The sequence below is a fragment of the Algorimicrobium bowmanii genome (genome assembly GCF_054031195.1).
Genome location: NZ_CM132929.1, coordinates 1824101 through 1847873, shown reverse-complemented (window position 1 = coordinate 1847873; position 23773 = coordinate 1824101). Strand labels below are relative to the sequence as shown.

Annotated in this window: 16 protein-coding genes and 1 pseudogene; 10 read left to right on the top strand and 7 right to left on the bottom strand. The window is 33.1% G+C overall.

Annotated elements, in window-relative coordinates:
* Positions 1–14: 14 nt before the first annotated feature.
* Complete coding sequence (locus ACW5R3_RS08170) at positions 15–2021, top strand: alpha-ketoacid dehydrogenase subunit alpha/beta (protein ID WP_456576516.1); 2007 nt, start codon at positions 15–17, stop codon at positions 2019–2021.
* Between the two features lie 640 nt (positions 2022–2661).
* Positions 2662–3351, top strand: a complete 690-nt coding sequence (locus ACW5R3_RS08165; RefSeq protein ID WP_456576515.1) for a hypothetical protein — start codon at positions 2662–2664, stop codon at positions 3349–3351.
* A gap of 2 nt (positions 3352–3353) precedes the next feature.
* On the opposite strand, the gene ACW5R3_RS08160 is transcribed toward ACW5R3_RS08165, so the two are convergent.
* Positions 3354–3935 (bottom strand): pseudouridine synthase, encoded by a 582-nt coding sequence (locus ACW5R3_RS08160; protein WP_456576514.1) that lies wholly within the window; start codon positions 3933–3935, stop codon positions 3354–3356.
* A gap of 140 nt (positions 3936–4075) precedes the next feature.
* Here ACW5R3_RS08160 and ACW5R3_RS08155 point away from each other — a divergent pair, with 140 nt between their 5' ends.
* Entirely contained in the window at positions 4076–5632 is a 1557-nt protein-coding gene (locus tag ACW5R3_RS08155) for a DEAD/DEAH box helicase (protein ID WP_456576513.1), read from the top strand.
* A gap of 5 nt (positions 5633–5637) precedes the next feature.
* Here ACW5R3_RS08155 and ACW5R3_RS08150 read toward each other — a convergent pair.
* The 4 genes and pseudogenes from ACW5R3_RS08150 to ACW5R3_RS08135 all read right to left on the bottom strand — a co-directional run bounded on the left by ACW5R3_RS08150 (position 5638) and on the right by ACW5R3_RS08135 (position 8983).
* Positions 5638–6443, bottom strand: a pseudogene (locus ACW5R3_RS08150) (DUF1853 family protein).
* 78 nt (positions 6444–6521) lie between these two features.
* Complete coding sequence (locus tag ACW5R3_RS08145) at positions 6522–7355, bottom strand: OmpA/MotB family protein (protein WP_456578825.1); 834 nt, start codon at positions 7353–7355, stop codon at positions 6522–6524.
* Between the two features lie 96 nt (positions 7356–7451).
* On the bottom strand, positions 7452–8699 hold the full coding sequence (locus tag ACW5R3_RS08140) for a mechanosensitive ion channel family protein (RefSeq protein ID WP_456576512.1): 1248 nt from the start codon (positions 8697–8699) through the stop codon (positions 7452–7454).
* Entirely contained in the window at positions 8699–8983 is a 285-nt protein-coding gene (locus ACW5R3_RS08135) for a DUF3817 domain-containing protein (RefSeq protein ID WP_456576511.1), read from the bottom strand. Before ACW5R3_RS08135 ends, ACW5R3_RS08140 begins: the two co-directional genes overlap by 1 nt.
* Before the next feature lie 280 nt (positions 8984–9263).
* On the opposite strand from ACW5R3_RS08135, the gene ACW5R3_RS08130 reads away from it, so the two are divergent.
* From ACW5R3_RS08130 to ACW5R3_RS08120, 3 genes are all read left to right on the top strand, one after another.
* The gene (locus ACW5R3_RS08130; RefSeq protein ID WP_456576510.1) at positions 9264–10541 is read left to right on the top strand and encodes a leucine-rich repeat domain-containing protein; all 1278 of its coding nucleotides are present in this window, start codon (positions 9264–9266) and stop codon (positions 10539–10541) included.
* 95 nt (positions 10542–10636) lie between these two features.
* Entirely contained in the window at positions 10637–13468 is a 2832-nt protein-coding gene (locus ACW5R3_RS08125) for a M16 family metallopeptidase (RefSeq protein WP_456576509.1), read from the top strand.
* Between the two features lie 88 nt (positions 13469–13556).
* Entirely contained in the window at positions 13557–14777 is a 1221-nt protein-coding gene (locus ACW5R3_RS08120) for a class I SAM-dependent rRNA methyltransferase (protein ID WP_456576508.1), read from the top strand.
* Positions 14778–14780: 3 nt separating this feature from the next.
* Here the strand turns inward: ACW5R3_RS08120 and rlmF are convergent, their stop codons facing one another.
* Entirely contained in the window at positions 14781–15629 is an 849-nt protein-coding gene (gene rlmF, locus ACW5R3_RS08115) for a 23S rRNA (adenine(1618)-N(6))-methyltransferase RlmF (RefSeq protein WP_456576507.1), read from the bottom strand.
* A gap of 181 nt (positions 15630–15810) precedes the next feature.
* Between rlmF and ACW5R3_RS08110 the strand changes: the two genes are divergently transcribed.
* The 4 genes from ACW5R3_RS08110 (at position 15811) to ACW5R3_RS08095 (ending at position 19821) form a co-directional block, all read left to right on the top strand.
* Positions 15811–16929, top strand: a complete 1119-nt coding sequence (locus ACW5R3_RS08110; protein WP_456576506.1) for a DEAD/DEAH box helicase — start codon at positions 15811–15813, stop codon at positions 16927–16929.
* 157 nt (positions 16930–17086) lie between these two features.
* Complete coding sequence (locus tag ACW5R3_RS08105; RefSeq protein WP_456576505.1) at positions 17087–17545, top strand: cold-shock protein; 459 nt, start codon at positions 17087–17089, stop codon at positions 17543–17545.
* An 85-nt stretch (positions 17546–17630) separates the two neighbouring features.
* Positions 17631–18791 carry a porin gene (locus tag ACW5R3_RS08100; protein WP_456576504.1) on the top strand — a complete coding sequence of 387 codons (1161 nt, stop codon included), beginning with the start codon at positions 17631–17633 and terminating at the stop codon, positions 18789–18791.
* 28 nt (positions 18792–18819) lie between these two features.
* Positions 18820–19821, top strand: a complete 1002-nt coding sequence (locus tag ACW5R3_RS08095) for a metal-dependent hydrolase (protein WP_456576503.1) — start codon at positions 18820–18822, stop codon at positions 19819–19821.
* Positions 19822–19874: 53 nt separating this feature from the next.
* Here the strand turns inward: ACW5R3_RS08095 and ACW5R3_RS08090 are convergent, their stop codons facing one another.
* Entirely contained in the window at positions 19875–23717 is a 3843-nt protein-coding gene (locus ACW5R3_RS08090; protein ID WP_456576502.1) for a T9SS type A sorting domain-containing protein, read from the bottom strand.
* Positions 23718–23773: the final 56 nt, after the last annotated feature.

Sequence of the window (23773 nt, the reverse complement as noted above, 5' to 3'; positions counted from 1 at the left end):
GACCAACAACATATATGAATTTAACTCCTATAACTTTGAGTAATATAATTTACAATAAATCAAGCTTAAATAACGACGACTTATTAAAGCTATATAAGCGCATGTTAAAACCGCGTTTAATTGAAGAAAAAATGTTAATCTTATTACGTCAAGGTAAAATCTCAAAATGGTTTTCAGGAATTGGCCAAGAAGCTATATCCGTGGGGGTTACAATGGCTATGAATGCTAACGAATATATTTTGCCAATGCACCGAAATCTTGGTGTTTTTACTACTAGAGATATTCCACTACACCGTTTATTTAGCCAATGGCAAGGTAAAGCGAATGGCTTTACCAAAGGAAGAGATCGATCGTTTCATTTTGGAACGCAAGACTATAAAATTGTGGGTATGATTTCGCATTTAGGACCACAATTAGGTGTTGCCGATGGTATTGCACTTGCTTCAAAATTGCAAAATACCCAACAAGTAACGGCTGTGTTTTCTGGAGAAGGAGGTACGAGTGAAGGTGATTTTCATGAGGCTTTAAATGTAGCTTCTGTATGGAATTTACCCGTACTTTTTTGCATAGAAAATAACGGGTATGGTTTATCAACGCCTACTAGCGAACAATATAACTGCGAGCATATTGCAGACCGTGGCCTTGGTTATGGTATGGAATCACATATAATAGACGGAAACAACATTATTGAAGTTTATACTAAAGTACGTGATTTAGCTGAAAGTGTACGCCAAAATCCGCGTCCAATTTTAATTGAATTTAAAACTTTTAGAATGCGTGGACATGAAGAGGCTAGTGGTACTAAATATGTCCCTCAGGAATTAATGGATACTTGGGCTAAAAAAGATCCTTTGGAGAATTTTAAAGCCTTTTTACAAGCTGAACAGTTGCTATCGGAAACTGATGACGCAAAAATGAAAGCAGATATTGTAGACGAAATTAACACACATTTGCAAATGGCTTTCGATGAAGCGTTAATTTCACCAGATATGGATACGGAATTAAATGATGTATATAAACCATTTAATTACAAAGATATTAGTCCTAACTCGGAGACTAAAGAAATCCGATTGATTGACGCCATTTCAGAAGGTTTAAAACAATCTATGGAACAGCATGACGACTTAGTTATTATGGGGCAAGATGTAGCCGAATACGGTGGTGTTTTTAAAATAACCGATGGTTTTGTTGAAGCATTTGGTAAAGATCGCGTAAGAAATACACCTATTTGTGAATCAGCTATTGTTGAAACAGCTATGGGACTTTCAATAGCAGGAATGAAAGCCGTAATGGAAATGCAATTTGCAGATTTTGCTACTTCCGGTTTTAACCCTATAGTAAACTATCTTGCTAAATCACATTACAGATGGAGTCAAGAAGCCAATGTTGTTGTAAGAATGCCTTGTGGCGCTGGTGTTGCTGCCGGACCTTTTCACTCTCAAACAAACGAGGCTTGGTTTACCAAAACACCTGGCTTAAAAGTAGTTTACCCTGCATTTCCTTATGACGCTAAAGGCTTATTGGCAACTGCTATAAACGACCCAAACCCTGTACTGTTTTTTGAGCATAAAGCACTTTACAGAAGTATTCGTCAAGAGGTTCCAACTAATTATTTTACAATTCCTTTTGGGGAAGCAGCTTGTTTACGTGAGGGGAGTGCTGTAACTATTATTTCTTATGGTGCAGCTGTACATTGGGCTTTAGAAATATTAGATGATAATCCACAAATAGCTGCCGATTTAATAGATTTAAGAACTTTACAACCCTTGGATACCGAAACCATTTACAAATCGGTTAAGAAAACAGGTCGAGCTATTATTTTACAAGAAGACTCTTTATTTGGAGGTATTGCTTCTGATATATCAGCTTTAATAATGGAGCATTGTTTTGAAGATTTAGATGCCCCTGTAAAACGTGTGGCAAGTATGGATACACCAATTCCTTTTATAAACCAATTAGAGATTCAGTATCTAGCGAAAGGCAAGTTTGAAAAAGCTTTAAAAGACTTACTAAATTATTAATTAGTAGGATTTAATAAATCATATTATACAAAAAAAAACCAGCAATAATGCTGGTTTTTTCCGTCTTTAACTAATTCAACTAATGTACATAACGTTTAATACCTGTCCATAATGTACCATGAGTTATGTGCTTTTTTCTCACGGAAATTCTTTTTTGTGAGTACGTTATCAACTCATTGGAATCTCTTGAAATTTTTATAACTGCTTGCATGGTCACTATGTTTAGGTTGATTGATTGATTGATTGATTGATTGATTGATTGATGTTTAGATACGTTTATCTAAATCGGCGTTTACTATTCCAAGTAAAGCTTTTTGTACTGTTCGTTCTTTGTGTTAATTGGTTGCTGTCTAAAGTTCTCATAATATTTCGTTTTTTTGATTGTATACTTAATAGACGACGCTAAAAACAGTTTGTTACAGTACTATGCATTACAAAGTAGTATTTTAACATATTTTAACATTTAAAGAACGTTCTAATTGCGATTAAAAAAGCTTGTTAAGCACTGTTATTACTAATGTTCTCTTAAAAAAATGAAAGAGATGAATTAAATTATCAATTTTAATATATATTTATCCCGTTAAACAACATTTAGGAATAGTATTTGAACATATCATCTTTAAATTCTGTTAATGCCGTCATGAAAAAATTACATTACATCCTTATTTATGGATTTGCCATACTTGTGCCGGGAACAGCTTGGTCTCAAATTGATATGAGCCCTAATATGTCTACATCAATTCCTGCTAGGCAAACAGAATCTGGCTCTGATGGTTTTTCAATAAAACCCACGGAAAATAACCAGTTTTCTAACCCCAATACAGGAACGTTAAACGGTTTATCAATTCCTAACAATTCAACTTTAAATACAGAGAAGGAAAAGTTTTCTATGTTCGGAGAAGAATTTGGTAATCCCGGAGAATTATATGAAGAGCGTTTTAATAGGCATGAAGAAAATTTTAATAATATTTATGAAGAAAAAGTAGTAGGAGCTAAAACGGATCAATATTTAGGCGATTTTAAAACCAAAGAGTCACGTGTACGGGTTTTATATCGTGATTATGGTTCTGTTGACGGTGATGTTATTCGTGTTTTCGTAGATAAAGATATCATGAAGGCTAATGCTGTTTTAACTGGTGATTACAGAGGTTTTGTTTTGGAATTAAAAGAAGGTTTTAATGTAATAGATTTTCAAGCATTAACACAAGGTGATGTAGCTCCAAATACGGCTCAAGTAGTTATTATGGATGAAAATGATGAGATTATAGCTTCTTCTGGTTGGGGTTTAGCCAATGGCGTAAAAGCTACTTTAATAGTTGTTAAAGAATAATATTACTGAATTTGTGGTAATGTTTCAACAGCACCCATTTTTAAACTATCTAAACGAATCGTTCCTATTCTAACACGAACCAATCTTAAGGTTGGAAACCCTACGGCTGAAGTCATTTTTCGAACTTGTCTAAATTTACCTTCAGATACCGTAATTGAAACCCATGATGTTGGCCCATGGCGCTCGTTACGTATTTTTTTTAGGCGTTCTGGGAAATTAGGAGCTACATGTAACACATGTGCTTTACCTGGCTTTGTAGTATAAGGTTTACCATTAACAGAAATCGAAACACCTAATTCTAATTGTGTTATAGCTTCAGGAGTTATTACACCATCAACTTGTGCATAATATTCTTTTTCAATTTTACCACTTGTAATATAACTACTTGTTTTACCATCGGTGGTTAAGAGTAATAAGCCTTCCGAGCTCTCATCTAAACGACCAATAGCCATTGTTCCTTCTGGAAAATCATACAGTTCACCTAAGAGTCTTTTATTTCTCTTTTGTTTTCCATTAATTACAAACTGACTTATATAGCCATAAGGTTTAAACAATTTATAATGTAAAATGGGGGTTTCATTCATAATCTTAAAAAATAAGGAATTGTTACAAAGGCACAAAATTAAGTTTTAAACCGTGTTTGTTGAAAAAGTATCTGCAATTAATTCAAAAAAAATCTTGAAAAACCTTTAAAAGAACGTATTTTTGCACATCGAAAAAAATTATGAGCACTAGTATTTCACCATCCGAATTAGAAGACAGAAAAGAAGGTAAAAATCTTTATAGCTACCAAAAAGGGGCTATAAACAAGATATTCAAGAGTTTTGAAGAAGCTCCTGAAGACTACCATTTGTTATACCAATTACCAACAGGTGGGGGTAAAACCGTTATTTTCTCAGAAATTGTAAGGCAATATTTAAAGCATCACAAGAAAAAAGTGTTAGTAATGACACACCGTATCGAGTTATGTCGCCAAACTTCAGGCATGCTTACAGAATTTGGAGTGGAAAATAAAGTAGTTAATAGTAAAGCAAATCTTGATGATCAAGCACAATACAGTTGTTTTGTGGCGATGGTTGAAACGTTAAATAACCGTTTAAACGAAGGTAAGCTTGATATATCAGATATTGGTTTAGTTATTATTGATGAAGCGCATTATAATTCATTCACCAAACTTTTTAAATTCTTTGAAAAGGCCTTTATTTTAGGAGTTACTGCAACGCCCTTAAGTTCTAATATAAAGTTACCAATGAAAGATAACTACAATGAATTAATTGTAGGTGAAAGTATTGAATCTCTTATTAGTAATGAGTTTTTAGCTAAAGCTGAAGTATATTCTTATAATGTTGGATTAACCTCATTAGTTGTTGGTGCTAACGGTGATTATACCGTAAAATCTTCAGAAGATTTATATACTAACAATGACATGCTTTCCAAATTACTTCAAGCATACGAAGAACGTGCTAAAGGTAAAAAAACGTTAATTTTTAACAATGGTATTAATACATCTTTACATGTATATGATACCTTTAGAATGGCAGGATACCCTGTAGCTCATTTAGATAATACCAATACTAAAAAGGAGCGTAAAAAAATATTAAAATGGTTTAAGGAAACGCCAGATGCTATTTTAACTTCGGTTAGTATCTTAACTACAGGTTTTGATGAACCTTCAGTAGAGGCTATTATATTAAATCGTGCTACTAAATCGCTTACTTTATATTATCAAATGATTGGTAGGGGATCTCGTATTCTTAAAAATAAGAGCACTTTTACGGTATTAGATTTAGGAAATAACTTACACCGTTTTGGTCCTTGGGGTGCCGATTTAGATTGGCATAGAATTTTTAGATCACCAAACTTTTATCTTGATGGTATTTTAGCTGATGAAGAAATTGAAGAAAACTTCCGTTATGAGATGCCAGCTGATATGCGCGCAGCTTTTGAAAAATCGGAAGATGTATACTTCGATATCAAAAAAACATATATAGCAGCTGTTAGAGCAGGAGAATCTTCCAAAGTGGTTTTAGAGCGTTCTATTGAACATCATGCTAAGATTTGTATAGAAAACAGTGAAGATGTTTATGATGCTTTAGATTTAGCGAAACAACTTGGTGATGATATAGATTATCGTATTCACCGTTATACAAAATGTATTAGTAAGAGTACTTTTAATTTTGTTGAATGGTTAAAAGATGATTATCGTAAAAAGTTACGTGCTTATTTACGTAATAACTTCGATGATTTATTTCTTGAAATTCACGGAAGACCAGCAGAATAAATAATTTACCACCAAACTATAAAGCATTTTTCTATACTATTGTCTGGGTTTTTAACCCAACAACAAGTAGCATATTGTTCAGATATTACTTGGTTAAATATAGCTTGGGTATTTTCAAAGCTTTGCCAAGCAACATCTAAATCTGGTTTTAATAACCAATTTAATTTATTTGGGAGGTAGAATAGACAATCAGTTAATTTATAAATATCCCTTACGGATATGTAATAACCAACTACAGCCTTAGAATTAATTTCCTTAAACAATACTGTTCTTTTATACGGAATAAATATCTGAGCTTTAAAACATACTTTCTGTTTTATTTCTTTAGATGCCGTACCAAGTTTTCGAAGCATTGATTTTGTTTGCTCCTTATAAAGCAGAGGAAACTGTTTAGTTTCTAACTTGTCTAATTTCTCGGTAAAGCTATCTTTTCTGTTAGGACCTATTAAATGTTCAATTTCTGAACTACCTACAGAATCATCATATAAATAAAACTTATAGACTATTTCTAAATGTATGATGGTATTTTGGTCTGTATTATTCCATCAATTTCACCAATAGTTTGTTTGCCGTTCTTTATTTGAATGTTTTCAGCTAACACAGACATATTAGCCTCTTGCTTTAAGGCATGAAATACAAATTGTTCTATAAATTTTCCTAAACGGACATTTTTAATAAACTGTGTACTTGAACTTAAAACAGGTTTATTAGAAATAATAAATTGCTCAATACCTCTAATGCTATTGTGCAACCATAAATTTTCTGTTTCTAAAAACCCTGAGTATTGTTTTGCTATTTGTTCTTGTTCCATATCTATTAGTGCAAAGTAGTAAAATAAAAAAGACCACCAAAAGGCAGTCTTTAATACAATTATATAAGGGGTGAATATTTATTCGTTTGATGCCATTAGCGCAAAAAACTTATTAATATTTGGTAAAATAATAATTCGTGTACGTCTGTTTTTTGAACGACTTTCTGCAGAATCATTATCGGCAACAGGTAAGTAGAAACTTCTACCTGCAGCTATTAGTTTTTCTGGTGCTACATTAAAATCATCTTGCAACTTTCTAACAACCGATGTTGCTCGCAATACACTTAAATCCCAGTTATCTGAAACTTTACCAGTATTGATACTTCTAGAATCGGTGTGACCTTCAACCATAACTTCAACACTAGGTTCTGAATTTATAACATCGGCTAGTTTTTGCAAGATATTATTTGCTTTACTACTTACCCGGTAACTTGCGGTGTTAAATAATAGTTTGTCTGAAATAGATATCATAACAACCGTTTCGTTTATGTTGATTGCAATATCTTCATCTTCATTTAAACTACTTGTATCCATGGATTGACGCAAATTATATCCAATCGCTAAATTCATCGAGTCCTTTAAACTTTCAGCATTAGCTAAAGCTTCGGGATCAACATTCTTAAGTGTTTCAATCATTTGTTCTCGTGTGTCATTTGATATGATCATATCATCACCAACGGAAACAAATTTTGCATCATTTTCTTCAGTTAATTGATTAAGTTTTGAATTATACGCATCTATTCGTTGTTGAATTTCAGAAAATTTATTTTCTAAATCTTCTTTTTCTACACGCGTTTTTTGAAGTTCACTTGTTATTTCACCGTTTTCTTCTTGTAAAGCAACATACTTCTTTTTAGATACACAAGACATAACAACGATGCTTGTAAAAACAAGAATTGAAATTTTTTTAATCATAATTATAGTTAAGTTTTTAGTTTAATATAATTACGGCGCTAAAGTAGTTGCAGATGTTTCAATTCCTGTTTTTAGATTTTTTTAACATAAAAATCAGGCCTCAGGCACCTCAATTTTTGTTGGAAATTCAAATATTTCTAAATCAAAAAAGGAGACTGCAGCAAGTGTATGATCGAAAATATCAGACATAATATATTCGTAGTTTGCCCAACGTTTATCGTTACTAAAGGCATAAATTTCTAATGGAATACCTTGAGCAGTTGGTGCTAATTGACGAACCATTATAGTCATATCTTTATTTATAGCCGAATGATTTTCAATATAGGTTTGCAAATATTTACGAAAAACACCTAGGTTAGTTAAATTCCGACCGTTTATAAGGGTCGTTTTATCAATATCATTTGAAGTATTATAACTATTAATATCACTTTGTTTTTGACTTAGGTAGCTAGTGATTAACTGTATGTTTTTAAGTTCTTCAATCTTTGTTTCGGTTAAATACTGGACACTTTTAGATTGTATTAAAATAGAGCGTTTAATTCGTCTACCTCCCGAAGATTGCATGCCTCTCCAATTTTTAAACGAATCGGAAATTAGTGCGTAAGTTGGAATATGTGTAATAGTCATATCAAAATTTTGAACCTGAACTGTAGATAGGTTAATTTCAATAACATCACCATCTGCGCCATACTTTTCCATAGTAATCCAATCGCCAATACGAACTGAATCATTAATAGCAACTTGAATACTAGCAACAAAACCGAGTATAGTATCCTTGAATATTAATAATAGTACGGCTGAAGCAGCACCTAATGTTGTAAAGAATTTAATAAACGACAAATTAATAACAACCGCTAGAATAGAAGCAAACCCAATCACCCAAATAAACAGCATACCAACTTGTATATAACTATCAATGGGTTTATCTTTTAATCGGGGAAGCGTTTTAAAGTAAGACTCAAACGTTTTTAAAATACTTCTAATAATCCAAACAGTTAGAAGAATCCCATAAACTCTAATCAGAATAATAATATGACTTTCAAATTCGGGGTAATGATAAAATACAAACGGAAATAACTTTAAGGTTATAATTAAAGGAATTATATGCGCTATGTTCCTTGGTGCTTTATGATTCACTAATAAATCATCAAAATTGGTTTTCGACTTAGAAGCTAACTGATTAAAGATATTAATTAATACACGACGGGTAATAAAATCTGCAACCCATATAATAATCAAAAGCCCTATTAGTAGGGTTAGTGTATTAATAACCTTGGCTGTAGACTCAGAAAGCCCAGCAGTTATAACATAATCATAAATAAAACGTTGTATGCTTTCCATTAAGAGTGAGTGCGCTTCAGGTATTTATACTCTACGTAAAATGTTCCGAATGGTATTATTGAGGCCAACAATACTATAGCAAGTGTTTTATTAGTCCATGCCATTTTTTTACTAATTATTAAGGCAACTATTATGTAAGCAATAAATAGAATACCATGAGGCATGCCTAACATTTTTACATATTGTGGATCATCAGCTAAGTATTTAATTGGTGTTGCAATAAAAAGGAGTAAAATGTATGAAACGCCTTCTAAAAATGCAATAAGTCGAAATGCTTGTAACATAGAGTTATTTAGTGTAAAATTGAGAAACAAAAATACAATTCCTAAAACAAATTAAGCCGCCTTTTAACAATAAATTATCGGTATCATTTATCGGTTAAACGGCATTTACTTAGTAGATTACCGAATATATCTTTATAACAACGAAAATACCAGAGTTACTTTCTTATTAACTATACATTTAGTGATGTAATCCCACTAAATCTATTAAGTTTTGTATTCTAATCCCCTGGTATATTCAACAATTCGTACGTTTTTTTTTAACGTCGTACTTTTATGCTCAATGTTTTCATATGCGCAACAAACTACGGCTATAACAGATCCGATTTTTGAAACAGCACTTATTAGCCAAGGGATAGACACCAATGGTTTTAATGGTAATATTCTAAATACCGATGCCGAATCTGTAACGAGTCTTAATGTATATAATAAAAATATATCCAATCTTAATGGTATTGAAGCTTTTGTGAATTTACAACACCTGTATTGTTATTATAATAATATTACAGAAATAGATCTATCTCAAAACACCAATTTGAAGGTTTTGGATATAGAAAATAACCTTCTTGAATCTTTAGATATTTCACAAAACAGCCAATTAGAACAACTTTATATTAGCAATAATTTATTAGAAAGTATATCATTAACTAATTTAACTAATTTAGTTGTGCTGTCTTGTAGTTTGAATAACCTATCTAACTTAGATGTTTCAAACAATTTAGATTTAGAAGTATTATGGTGTTACTCAAATAACCTTAACACTTTAAATACGACAAATAACACCAAACTAGAATCATTTTTTTGCGGAGAAAACAATTTGAATACGGTTGATATTTCTCATAATATGAATTTACATACCTTGTCGTGCTCAGGGAATAATATTAGCAATATTGCCTTCGGTCAATGCTCAAACATTTCTTACATAGATGTTAGTAATAATCAAATTTCCGATTTAGATTTATCACAAAACATGCAGGTCGAACGTTTACTATGTGATTATAATAATCTTACAGAATTAGAATTATTCAATACGCCCGATTTATTCTTGCTTTATGCTACAAATAATCAAATTGAAACACTAGATGTTTCTATGAACCAAAAATTACGTTTTGTAAGGGTAGGTGATAATAATTTAGAATCATTGGACGTTAGAAACAATCAAAATAATAGAATTTCGTCTTTCAATGCTACAGGAAATGAAAATTTGAGTTGCATATTTGTTGATAGCAATAACGCATCTTACTTATCCAGTTGGGTAATTGATAGTGCATCAACATTTGTAATTAACGAAGCGGAATGTAATACTCTTTCTGTAGTTGAAGTATTAAGTCCAGCATCCATTGAAATATATCCAAATCCGGCTACAGAATATCTTAACATCTCAAATTTACAACCTAATACAGATGTTTCTATTTATAATGTAAATGGACAGCTAATTAAAAATAGCATGAATTTAAGTGGCAATAAAACCTTTAATGTGTCATCATTAAGTTCTGGTTTATATTTAGTTATAGTTTCTAATTCAACTAATACTATAAGTAGAAAAATACTTGTCAATTAATAGGTGTTACTATTTACCTCTCAGTATTATTTTAACGATTATTAAAGAAATGCTTTTATTTGGTTTGTGTATATTTAGGCTCTAAACTAAATTACATGTTACCAAAAATTAATTATGCCTTTGCCTTACTGTTTCTTGTTATGGCTTGTAAAAATGAAACCACAAAAGTAGATTCTGAGTCAGAAAAACCTGAATTTGCTATCGATTATGAAAAATTCACTTTAGACAATGGACTTGAAGTTGTTCTTCATAAAGACACCAGCGATCCAATAGTTGCTGTAGCAACCATCATGCATGTTGGGTCAAATAGAGAAAAGCCGGGGAAAACAGGATTTGCACACTTTTTTGAACATATGAGTTTTAATGATTCTGAAAATGTTCCTGTTGGTGCCAATCGTAAAATGATACCAGAGTGGGGAGGTAGTCGTAACGGCGGAACCTCTAATGATTATACAGTGTATTATGAAGTAGTTCCTAAAGATGCTTTTGAAAAAATTCTATGGATAGATTCAGATCGCTTTGGCTACATGATTAACACAGTTACAAAATCGGCTCTAGAGCGTGAAAAACAAGTTGTAAAAAATGAAAAACGTCAACGTGTTGATAACGCACCGTATGGTTATACCGATGAAATTATCCGATCTAATTTATATCCTAAAGGACACCCTTATAATTGGACTGTAATAGGTTCTTTACCGGATTTGCAAGCAGCAACTATTGATGATGTTAAGGAATTTTACACTCAATATTACGGCGCTAAAAATGCCACATTAGTTATTGCAGGAGATATTGATTTTAATGAAACTAAAGCATTAGTAGAAAAGTGGTTTGGTGAAATACCAAGCGGACCAGATGTAGAGGCTTTAAACCCACAGCCTGTAAATTTAACAGAAACAAAATCGCTTTATTTTGAAGATAATTTTGCTAAACTTCCTGAATTACGAATGGTTTATCCTACCGTTGAGAACTATAATGCTGACACATATGCATTACAAATTTTAGGACAATTATTAAGTGGAAGTAAAAACGCACCATTGTACCAGGTTGTTGTTGAAGAGCAGAAATTAGCACCAAATATAAGTACCTATCAATCTAACAGTGAATTAGCTGGCGAGTTTGTTTTTAGGGTACGTGCAAATGCAGATACAGATTTAGATTCTGTAACTGTTGCTATTAGCGAAGGTTTAAAACGTTTTGAAGAAAATGGTGTTAATGAACGTGATTTAAAACGAATTAAAGCTGAAATGGAAACACGCTTATATAAAAGTGTCAGTACTGTTTTAAACAAAGCTTTTAAACTTGGTCAAGACAATGAGTTTGCCGGAGATCCTAGTTATGTAACTAAAACTGCCGAATACACAAACGCTGTATCAGCCGATGATGTTATGCGTGTTTATAACAAATATATTAAGAGTCAAAACTATGTCATGACAAGCGTTGTACCAAAAGGTTTATTAGAACAGGCTGTTGCCAATGCTAAAGAAGCTACCGTTTGGATAGAAGAGGTCAAACAAGATGTTGCTAACGAAGAAGTTGGTCAGGGCGAAGAAGCTGATTACGAAAAAACGCCGAGTAAGTTTGATAGAAGTGAGCCAGGTTTTGGAGAGTTACCTACCTTTAAAATGCCATCAATTTGGACAGATAGTTTAAGTAATGGTTTAGCCGTTTATGGTATTGAAAATAACGAAACGCCACTAGTTGAATTTGATATTACGATTCCTGGCGGTAAATTATTAGACCCTACAGATAAAACAGGTACGGCTTATTTATTAAGCGATTTAATGACAGAAGGAACCGCTAACAAAACACCAGCAGAACTAGAAGAGGCCATTGGTTTATTGGGAGCAAATATTTCTGTTTATAGTGCCAATGAAGATTTTCATATTGTAGGCTCTAGTTTAGCTAAAAATTTCAAGGAAACAATAGCGCTTGTTAAAGAAATTTTATTAGAACCACGCTGGGATAACGCTGAATTTAAACGCCTAAAATCTAGTTTAGAAACTAGTTTAAAAGATCGTGAAGCTAATCCGAATGCTATAGCTAATCTAGCATACAACAAATTGCTATATGGAGAAAATCACCCATTTTCTACACCTGGTAGTGGAAATTTAGAATCAGTAAAAAACATTAGTATTTCTGATTTAAAAGCTTATTATGAGAATTTAGTTCCGGAACATGCTACTTTTCATTTTGCAGGAGCATTATCCCAGGAAGAGGCTTTAAATACTTTAGAAATTTTAAATGATTGGAAAGGTAAAGCTCCTGTAATTCCTGAATTTGAACTACCTACAGAGAACAATAAAAATATCGTATATTTTATTGATGTTCCGAACTCAAAACAATCCGTTTTAAAAATAGGTAAACTTGCGGTTTCATCAACAAATAGCAATGCTAATAAATTAGATTTTGCTAACGAAATCCTTGGCGGTGGTTCTAGCGGTAGACTATTTCAAACATTACGTATCGAAAAAGGGTATACCTACGGAGCATACTCTGGTGTTGGTAATAGTTTAGAAGTTTCGCCTTTTACAGTGCGCTCTAGTGTTCGTGCTAATGCAACATTAAAATCGTTAAATATCATAAAAGACATGCTTAATAGTTATGCTGATGACTTCTCAGACAGTGATGTTGAATTAACAAAAAACAAACTTTTAAAAGCTAACACACGTGCTTTTGAAAGTTTAGGTGCAAAACTTAACATTCTTAAAAACATTAGTAAATATGGCTATTCTGCTGATTATATAGAGAAAAAACAAAGCGAACTAATCGCTATGACTTTAGCAGACTACAAACAGGTTATAAATACTTATTTAGATGAGTCAGAAATGATTTATGTGATAGTAGGTGATAAAGCCACACAATGGGATGCTGTTAAAAAACTCGGAAAAGAAGTTGTGGAATTAGATATTTACGGAAACACATTATAAGGTTAATTTCATCCATTAAATAATTTAAAATGCATAGCAGGGTAATAGCTGCTATGCATTTTCTATTTTTACAAAAATTTTAAAAGCAATGTCTCAGTTACAATTACCAGATTTAAAAAAAGCACAAACTCGTTTAGCTATTAAACTAAATGCAAACGGAGAACGCAGTGTTTTACAAGGACATCCTTGGGTTTTTGAAAATAGCATAGCTAAAATAAATAAAGAAGGACATTCTGGTGATGTAGCAGTTATATTTAGAAAACGAGACAATGCCTTTATCGGTGTTGGTTTATATGATGCCGCTTCACCTATTCGGATAAAAATGTTACATCACGGTGATCCAAAACATATAAATACAGATTTTTTTAAAGAAAAAATAGATGTTGCATTCAAAAAAAGAGCGAAACTTCTACAAACAGAAACTACTAGTTACCGACTAATTTTTGGTGAAAATGATGGTTTCCCTGGTTTAATTGCAGACGTTTATGCGCATGTTTTAGTTGTAAAACTGTATTCCGATATTTGGCTACCATATATTCATGATATTATAACTTTACTCATAAAAACGGCACAAGTTAAAACAGTTGTTCTTCGGTTAAGTCGTAATTTACAACAAGCAAAAAACGGTTTAACAGATGGTAGTGTAATTTATGGAACTTTAGATGATGAAGTCATTCAGTTTTTAGAGCATGGTGTACATTTTTCAGCTAATGTTATTAAAGGACATAAAACCGGGTATTTTTTAGATCATAGAGATAATAGACGACGAGTAGGGGAGCTGAGTCAAGGGAAAACTGTCTTAGATGTGTTTTCATATGCCGGTGGTTTTTCAGTACATGCTTTGGCAAATCAAGCTAAAACCGTTACCAGTTTAGACATAAGTAAACACGCATTGGAGATTGCCTTGCAAAATGGTAAACTTAATGATTATAAGGGTGAACACCAGGTTATTGTTGGTGATGCCTTTGTTGAAATGGAAAAATTAATCCAATCAGGGAAAACATTTGAAGTTGTTGTTATCGACCCTCCTAGTTTTGCTAAACAAAAATCTGAAATACCATTAGCTAAAAAGAAATATGCTCAATTAGCTCAATTAGGTATGAAACTTACAGCTAAAAACGGCATGTTAGTTCTAGCATCTTGTTCTTCACGTATAGTTGCTGATGCATTTTTTGATATCAACAAAACAGTTTTAACAAAGTCTAACCGTAATTTTAAATTAGTTTTAAAAACACAACATGATTCAGATCACCCAATCGGGTTTCCTGAAGGAGCTTATTTAAAATGTGGATATTACCAGATGGATTAATTATTAAAAATGCCACGCTAAGATTCTAGATTTTTTCTGACCTTGACTCATGGGAATAATTTTATGAGTTGCTTTCATTTTATCTAATTGTTTTATCAATTTTGGTAAATTATCACCTTTAGATACAAGGCTTGTAAACCATCCAACTTGTTCAGCAAAGGTTTTACTTTCTTTAATCATACGTTTTAAAAATAAAGCTTCACCTCCGTTACACCAAAGTTCATGTGACTGCCCTCCAAAATTTAAAGGCGATTGTGTGTTTAAATTAAGATTCTTCAATTTCCTTGATGTCCCTTTGTTTGCAGCTACTTCCGATGCATGAAAAGGTGGGTTACACATACTAAAGTCATACCATTCATCAGATTGAATAATATTCTTAAATAAAAAAGCAGGGTTTTCTTGTAGTCGAATATCAATACGCTCTTTTAGCTGATTATTAGCAATAATATGTTGTTTGGCAATTTTTACAGACTCACTATTTATATCAGCTCCAATCATTTTCCAATTATATATTTGAGCACCCAAAATGGCATATATGGCATTTGCTCCAACACCTATATCCAAACCGTTAACGGATTTAGAATCTGTATCTAACAAATCTTGAATATGGTGGATATAATCAGCTCTACCGGGAATAGGTGGGCATAAATACCCATTAGGCAGCTCATATGCGGTTAGATCATAATTGGCCATTAAAATAGCTTTATTTAATTCGTAGACAGCTTTAGCATCCGAAAAATCAATAGTTAATTCATTTGAAATTCCGTTAACAACATAAGTTTCTAATGCCTCATTAGCTGCTATTAAACTAGGAAAATCATAAGAGTTATGATGAATACTATTGGGATGCATAAAAATTATATTAATTAAAACAAAGATAAACTTCTAACCTGAAAGCTATCAAACCTAATTAATAAATTATAAGGAATTAACTTGGGTTTTATTTAAAACAAGTACGAACTAACGAGTTTCAGTATTTAATTATAAAATTGTAGACAAATAAATCTACCTTTGTTGTTTAATTATAATTGTTATGAGCACATTTTCCGATTTAGGTATTCGTAAAGAATATATTAAGGCATTAAAAGAATTACAGATTGTAACTCCTACTGAAATCCAAAGCCAGGTAATTCCTGTTTTATTAAAATCTAAAACGGATTTAATAGGTTTAGCACAAACAGGTACCGGGAAAACTGCTGCTTTTGGATTGCCTATTTTACATGATATCGATCCAACTAAATCAGAAATACAAGCCCTTATTTTGGCACCCACGCGCGAACTTGTTCAACAAATTCAAAAGCAACTGTTTAAGTTTACAAAATACTGTGATTCTAAAATTTTTGCAGAAGGCGTTTATGGTGGTGAAAAGATAGACAAGCAAATAAAAGCACTTAAACGAACAACCCATATTGTAGTTGCTACACCAGGTCGTTTATTAGATTTAATTGAACGTGGCAGTATCAACATTAAAACAATTAACACGTTAGTTTTAGATGAAGCCGATGAGATGTTAAGTATGGGTTTTAAGCAAGACCTTAATAAAATTCTTAATTACACGTCTGGAAACCGAAAAACGTGGTTGTTTTCTGCAACAATGCCTGCCGAAATTCAAAAAATTGTTAGTACCTATATGTCACCAAAAGCGGTACGTATTGAGGTTAACAAAAATGCATTAGTAAATGCGAATATTAAGCATCAGTTTATTAGAACGTCTATTAAAAATAAAGTATCAGTATTAACAACCCTTCTAGATAGTTTTAATGAGCAGCGCGGTATTATATTCTGTAAAACCAAAGCCGGTACCAAAAATTTAGCTGAAACTCTAGAGAATGAAGGTTTTTCAGTAGGTGCCTTAGAAGGTGATATGCAACAAAAAGAGCGTGACAAAGTAATGCGAGCTTTTAAAAATGAGTCTGTACAAATTTTAATTTCAACAGATGTTTCTGCTCGAGGTATAGATGTTACCGACTTGGCATTTGTAATACACCATCAATTACCAGAGCAATTAGAGTATTACACACACCGTAGTGGACGAACCGCTAGAGCCGGTAAATCAGGGAGATCAATAGCACTTATTTTAGACGATGAACGCACAAGAATTCAAGAAATAGAGAAAACTTTAGGCATCCAATTTGCAGAATTCCATGTGTAACTTTTAAAAAAGAAAATTAAAACCTTATCTTTGTGCTCATTGCAGGAGTAATCTAGTCTCTAAATCTAGATTAATAATACTACATAGTTCTTTTTAACCATGCTTTTATTATTTTATTTCGGCAAATTAACCCTTTAAAAATTACTATAAAATAACAATGGCAAAATCGCAACAGACATTTAATAAAAGTGAAAAGGAAAAAAAACGCCTTAAAAAACGTGAAGAAAAGCGTAAAAAAATGGAAGCTAGAAAACTTGAGAAAGAAGAAGGCGGAAGTGAAGGTATCCAATTTGCTTATGTCGATTTTAATGGAAACTTAACAGATACACCACCAGATCCATCTATGCGTGTTAAAGTAGATGCAGAAAGCATTGAAGTAAGCATACCAAAACGTGATGATAGCGAAATTGAAGAGTTTGACCCTGTAAGAAAAGGAAAAGTTTCTTTCTATGACAACTCTAAAGGTTTCGGTTTTATTATTGATTCAGAAACTCAAGAGAAGCATTTCTGCCACGTAAGTGGATTAATAGATGAGATCGCTGAAAACGACACCGTATCTTTTGAGCTTGAAAAAGGTATGAAAGGCTTAAATGCAGTAAAAGTAACCGTTATCTAATTATCTGAAACTTTAGATAATTATATTACAAATAGTTATGCCTATCAAATCGCTTACACTTTTTTTAATATTATTTTTTCAGTTTGTGACTATAAATATCATTTTAGCACAAACTGATTCTATTTCTGATAGCAACAAAATTGGAGTAGAGTATACAAATAAAGGCTTTCAATTTAGTACAGCTGATAAAAACTACTCTTTACATATTGAATCGCGATTACAATTTCGCTTCGCTACACCTAACGATCAAAGTCCCGTAACATTTGACGATTTCTTTGATGATAGTAAAACATCCTTTAAAATAAATAGAGCCCGCTTAAAAGTAGGTGGTAATGCTTACAAACCATGGTTAAAGTATTACTTTGAGTATGAATTATCGCAAGGTAATTTATTGGATTTCCGTATTATGATAGAGCGCTGGGACTTTTTTAAAATTAAAATAGGTCAGTGGAAAACATATTACAGTCGCGAGCGTGTAATTTCTTCAGGTAAGCAACAAATGGTAGATCGTTCTATCGTTAACCGTCCATTTACATTAGACAGGCAACAAGGTATAGAATTCTATGGCCGTATTTTCCCAGAAACAAACTACGATTTCACATACCACTTATCCGTATTAACAGGTGTTGGACGCGGTGCAACACTTAATGATGACAATAATTTACTGTACGTAGGACGCTTACAATACAACTTATTCGGTATAGAGTTAGACATGACAGGCTCGGATATTATGCGTCATGAAAAGCCGACAGCAGCACTAACTCTTGCAGGTGCTACAAATATCAGTCAATATACACGATTTTCTTCTGATGGTGGTGGTAATTTAGAAGGGTATGAAACGAGTGAACCCGGTCAGTACCATGTTAGGCAAGCCCTTTTTGAAACCGCTTTTAAATATCGTGGGTTTTCATGGCAAAATGAAAATCACATTAAAAAAATTACAGACCGTATAAACGACACAGACCGAACCTTAACAGGTTTTTATATGCAAGCTGGATACTTTTTCTCAGAGATTATAGATTTTGTTCCTGATAATCTAGAAGTAGCTGGAATATTTTCAAATTATACACCTGACACAACTATAAAACATAGTAAGGAAGAGGAGTTTGGATTGGCTTTTAATTTATTTTTAAAAGAACACCGTAACAAACTAACTATGGAAGTAACACACTTTAGTTATGAATCCCCTGAATTTACCCATCAAAAAGAATGGCGTTTTAGGGTTCAATGGGATATTTCTTTCTAATAAAACAACTTATTTTTAATTACATAGTATGGATTCTTTAACGCAAATAGTTCTAGGAGCAGCTGTTGGCGAAGCTGTATTAGGTAGGAAAATTGGTAATAAAGCAATGCTATATGGTGCTATTGCTGGTACTATTCCTGATTTAGACGTTATAGCATCTTATTTTACAGATACCGTTTCCGCATTGGAAATACATCGAGGCTTTACGCATTCTATACTTTTTTCTGTTGTCTTTTCTTTTGTCTTTGGTTGGATTGTTTCTAAATATGAAACCTATAAAGACCGAAAGGGGTGGACAAAATTATTCTTTTGGGCATTTATAACACACCCTATTTTAGATGCACACACCACTTGGGGAACACAATTATTTTGGCCATTTGATATTCGGTTAGCTTTTAAAACCATTTTTGTTGTAGATCCGCTTTATACAGTTCCTTTTCTCATCTGCTTATTATTAGCTATGTTTCAAAAAAGAGAATCAAGCAAACGACAGTTTTATAATAAATTAGGCTTATTAATAAGTATCTGCTATTTATCATTAACATTTCTATTAAAATATTTAGCTGTAACAGCATTTGAAAAAGCGCTAACAGAGCAACATATTGCTTATATAAAGATGGATACACGACCATCAGCATTCAATACCATATTATGGAATGCAAATATTGAAACAACCGATTCTTATTTATTAGGTTCGTATTCATTTTTTGACACACAACCCATAACATTTAAAAGCTACCCCAAAAATCATGAATTGATAAACGCTATTAAAAATGACGATAAGATGAAGCGGATGATTGCTGTTTCTAAAGGCTGGTATATTATTAACACAAAGAAGGACGCGCTTTTCTTTAACGATTTACGTTTTGGCTTAATGGAATTAGAACCCGGAAAAGAACGATATGTTTTTCAATACCTAATTGAAGAAAATTTAGAAACGAATAGTTTAGAATTTAAGGAGGTACCGAAAGACAAATTCAATCCCAAAATGTTATTATCAAACCTCTGGAATCGTATAAAAGGAAATTAAAAAAAGCCGATTAGCATAATACTAATCGGCTTTTTTAATAAACAACAGATAACTTATTTCTTAATAACCTTTATAGTTTTATCTAGTTCACGAATGTGTAAGATATATATACCAGAAGGCAATTTCGTAGTGAAATCTAGCGTTAAATTGCCATTTTTCATCAATATATGATCTCTATAAACCACAGCACCTAAAGTATTAACTAAAGTAATATTAGTCTCTAATGGAGCGCTTAGGCTTACTTGTAAATTAAGTTTGTCATTAAAAGGATTAGGATAAGCGTAAACAGCAGTTTCATTAATAACATATGTGTTAACACTTAAGGCAGGACCTTGATTTCCTGGAGAACCAATTGCCGATTCTAATGCATCATTTACCGCCGTAGCAACTGGTGTATAAGGAGCTTCTCCTATAATACTAAAACCACCTTTCTCTACATCATATGATTGACCTGGAAAAGCAGCAGTATCTGGATACGCTTCAGCCGCAACAATATTCCCAAAAGTAAGTGGATCACCAATCCATAAAGTAACCATATCACCACCACCAGATAAACCAGCACCAGCGTAAGTTCCAACCTGAATATTTTCTAAGTTATAAACAGTAGCCCAAACAGTCATAAAATTAGCCGTATCAGCTGCATCGATAGCCACAACCGTTTCACCAGGCGCTATAGATGTAATGCCATTAATAATTACTGCCGAAGCAGGATCTTGAGAATCATCATCAAAATATAAGTTACCAACAGCTGGAGTCCATGTTATCGGTCCATTGTTTGTAATTTCAAACCAATCAGCTGTCAAATTACTACCATCACCATTTCCTGGCCAGATTTCAGTAATATCTAAGATAGGTCCTACTAATTGATTATAACTATTTGGAGTATTTAAAGCTTCGCCTTCAATAGGAGTTCCTACAAAACCATCAAGCCCTTCACCGTCATAATCGTTACGTACCCAATCGGTAGTACTATCTGTATCCAAACCATTAGGAATACGAGATGCAGCACCTACTTGAAAAGCACCTCCATCAAAATCTGGTGTCAGGTTTACAGCATAAACAAAATCACCATCATCAGAATCTGATGTCGCAATACCATCTATAATTTCTGACCAATATACACTGTTAATAATACCATCATCATTTGTATCAATATCATCACCAATAATTCCTGAATAGTTTTCAACTAATAATAACGTCATAGCACCATTTTCAATGGTATTAGCCATAAAGCTAGTTGTCCACAAACCATTTTCATCTGTTGTTCCTAACTGAAAAGCATTATCAATAACACCCGTATTTCCAGAGTCTCCTTCAATTTCTAAGATTGTGTAATTTGAGTAGTCTGTATAAGGGTCACCTAGTATTTCAACAAACTCAGCTGTATCTGCTCCAGAATGATCTGCTAAAAATTCATTAATAACAGGCGTATTTATTACCGGCGTATCTACACTTCCAAGCGCTACAACATCACTTCTAAATTTTTTCCATTCAGAGCGTAAACTTTTATTTTCATTACCGTCATTATAAATAACTGTAGCTCCAAGATCTACTAAAAGCTCAATAGTATCTGTATCACCATCAGCGCCTAAAAAAGTAGAATTTGGTAAAGATACAATCCCTTCAAAAGAGCCATTTGCTTGTAATGCTGTTAAATCGGCACTTCTTAATTCAGGCATATCACTTGCAACTCCTGTCCAAGTATATAATTTGAAATCAGGTTGGTTATTAAAAGGTCCACCTATTAATATACAGCCATGTTCATTACATTCCATAGATCGTAAACTTCTTCCATTTAAATCTAATAAAATCGGCGCACCAAATGTTGCTGAACCTGCTGACATACCTGGTAAACTTGTAAAGTTTGTAACAGGAATTACTATTGCATTATTTTCAGAAGTAGAGCTACGAATACCTAAATAAGCTGTAGTAGTACTATTTGGAGCTAATGCTAATGCTTCAACTTCAATGGCACTATTAAAATTGAAATAATTTGCTCCTAAACCATGATCATTATTAGCATCCCAAGCTAAAATATCGGCATGTAAACCTGTATATTTATCACCGTAAGTTAATGTTGAATTTTCACCAACACCTGAAATGTTAGTCGTAAAAATTACTGACCTTTCCGTCTCAGCAGTAGAACCACACCAGAAAATTGTATTATCAATTCTAAACGATCCTTCCAAATCAGCTTCAGCAGTAGTTCCTAAATTAGTATTGAAATTTATAGCTTGAATAGGTAAACCTGATTGAACACTATTATATAATCTGATAGTTTGGTCTTCATCATCACCAATCCACATATAATCATCCTCTATAACAATACCTGTTGAACCATCGGACGCACCCGTATAAAAGCGACTTGTTTCTGAAGCTACAGAAGCATTAGATACCGCGTAGTTAATTGTATAAGTAGCCGTATTATTATCAGAATCCTGAACGCTTAATGTAATTGTAGCAAACCCTAATGCACTAGGCGTAATAGTTAATAAACGCGTAGCATTCACACCTGAAAGGTTCAGGTTCGCATCTGATACTACTGCTTGGTTATTACTTGAAACTGTAACAACTAAATCTGAAACAGGGGTTTCAACATCTGAAATAACAAAAGGAATTCCATAAATACTAGCAGGATCAGAAGGGTCGTTTACCACACCACTTACATAACCCGCGTTAGTTTCAGATAAGTTTAAATAAGGTGTTAAAAGTGCAGTATCTACATTAATTGTTAGAGTAGAGGCAGCTAACGGTCCTTGATTTCCTGGTGAAGCAATAGCAGCTTGACCTTCATCATTTAATGTACTCACGGTAGCAGCTGCATTATTTGTATTAGCAACTGTGCTAAAAGCATCAATTTCAACATCAAATGATTGCCCACCATTAGCTTCTGTGTCAGGATACGTTTCAAAATCGATAATGCTTTCGGTAGTAGGACCGTCTAAAAACAATGTTACACCATCGCCACCGCCGCCAAGACCAGAACCGTCAGTATATCCAATTTTTATATTTGTTAAATCGTAATCTATACCCCAAACAGTTGTAAATTCGGAAACATCACTTGCACCACCAATAACTACAATAACGTATTCTCCTGGTTGAATATCTGAAATTCCTTCTATCAAATCTGCAGCTGAAGGATCTTGTGAGTCATCATCATAAAATAAATCGGCATCAACACCTGTAGTCCAAGCAGCGTTTCCATTATTTTTAATTTCAAACCAATCAGAAGTTAAATTAGAACCCGGATCATTACCTGACCAAATTTCAGTAATTTGTAAATCAGCTTCTTGAGCTAATGGTCCTTGGTTTCCCGGAGACGCTACTGCAGATTGACCTTCATCATTAACAGTACTTGTAGTACCTGTTACAGTATTATTAGCTACAGTTGTAAAAGCACCTAAAACAACATCATAAGATTGTCCTCCGTTTAAGTCTGCATCAGGATAGCTTTGAAAATCGACAACAGATTCTGTTGTTGGACCTCCTAAAAATAAGGTAACGCCATCACCGCCACCGCCTAATCCGGAGCCATCTGTATAACCAATTTCTATGCCTGTTAAGTTATAATCTGAACCCCAAACTGTTACAAATTCAGTTACATCTTCTTCATTACCTATAACTATTATCACATGTTCTCCAGGTTGAATATCGGTAACACCATTAATTATATCCGCATTATTTGGATCCTGAGAGTCATCATCATAAAACAAATCGGCATCTACGCCTGAAACCCAAGCAGTGGTTCCTGTATTAGTTATTTCAAACCAATCTGAGGTCAAATTTGATCCTGGTTCATTACCAGGCCAGATTTCTGTAATTTGCAATGAGACTTGTGAAAATCCCATAAAATAAGTAACCAAAAAGGCACTTAAAAGCGTAAGTTTTTTGTTCATTATTTATGTGTTTAGATTAAGCATGCAATGTAGTTGCTCAATTTAAACTCTATAAA

Bases quoted from the DNA above. Each gene is read 5' to 3' on its own strand.
- rlmF (WP_456576507.1), bottom strand. From the start codon at position 15,629: ATGCATCCCAATAGTATTCATCATAACTCTTATGATTTTCCTAGTTTA.
- ACW5R3_RS08110 (WP_456576506.1), top strand. From the start codon at position 15,811: ATGAGCACATTTTCCGATTTAGGTATTCGTAAAGAATATATTAAGGCA.
- ACW5R3_RS08135 (WP_456576511.1), bottom strand. From the start codon at position 8,983: ATGTTACAAGCATTTCGACTTATTGCATTTTTAGAAGGCGTTTCATAC.
- ACW5R3_RS08140 (WP_456576512.1), bottom strand. From the start codon at position 8,699: ATGGAAAGCATACAACGTTTTATTTATGATTATGTTATAACTGCTGGG.
- ACW5R3_RS08120 (WP_456576508.1), top strand. From the start codon at position 13,557: ATGTCTCAGTTACAATTACCAGATTTAAAAAAAGCACAAACTCGTTTA.
- ACW5R3_RS08165 (WP_456576515.1), top strand. From the start codon at position 2,662: ATGAAAAAATTACATTACATCCTTATTTATGGATTTGCCATACTTGTG.
- ACW5R3_RS08170 (WP_456576516.1), top strand. From the start codon at position 15: ATGAATTTAACTCCTATAACTTTGAGTAATATAATTTACAATAAATCA.
- ACW5R3_RS08130 (WP_456576510.1), top strand. From the start codon at position 9,264: ATGTTTTCATATGCGCAACAAACTACGGCTATAACAGATCCGATTTTT.
- ACW5R3_RS08105 (WP_456576505.1), top strand. From the start codon at position 17,087: ATGGCAAAATCGCAACAGACATTTAATAAAAGTGAAAAGGAAAAAAAA.
- ACW5R3_RS08095 (WP_456576503.1), top strand. From the start codon at position 18,820: ATGGATTCTTTAACGCAAATAGTTCTAGGAGCAGCTGTTGGCGAAGCT.
- ACW5R3_RS08090 (WP_456576502.1), bottom strand. From the start codon at position 23,717: ATGAACAAAAAACTTACGCTTTTAAGTGCCTTTTTGGTTACTTATTTT.
- ACW5R3_RS08160 (WP_456576514.1), bottom strand. From the start codon at position 3,935: ATGAATGAAACCCCCATTTTACATTATAAATTGTTTAAACCTTATGGC.
- ACW5R3_RS08125 (WP_456576509.1), top strand. From the start codon at position 10,637: ATGTTACCAAAAATTAATTATGCCTTTGCCTTACTGTTTCTTGTTATG.
- ACW5R3_RS08155 (WP_456576513.1), top strand. From the start codon at position 4,076: ATGAGCACTAGTATTTCACCATCCGAATTAGAAGACAGAAAAGAAGGT.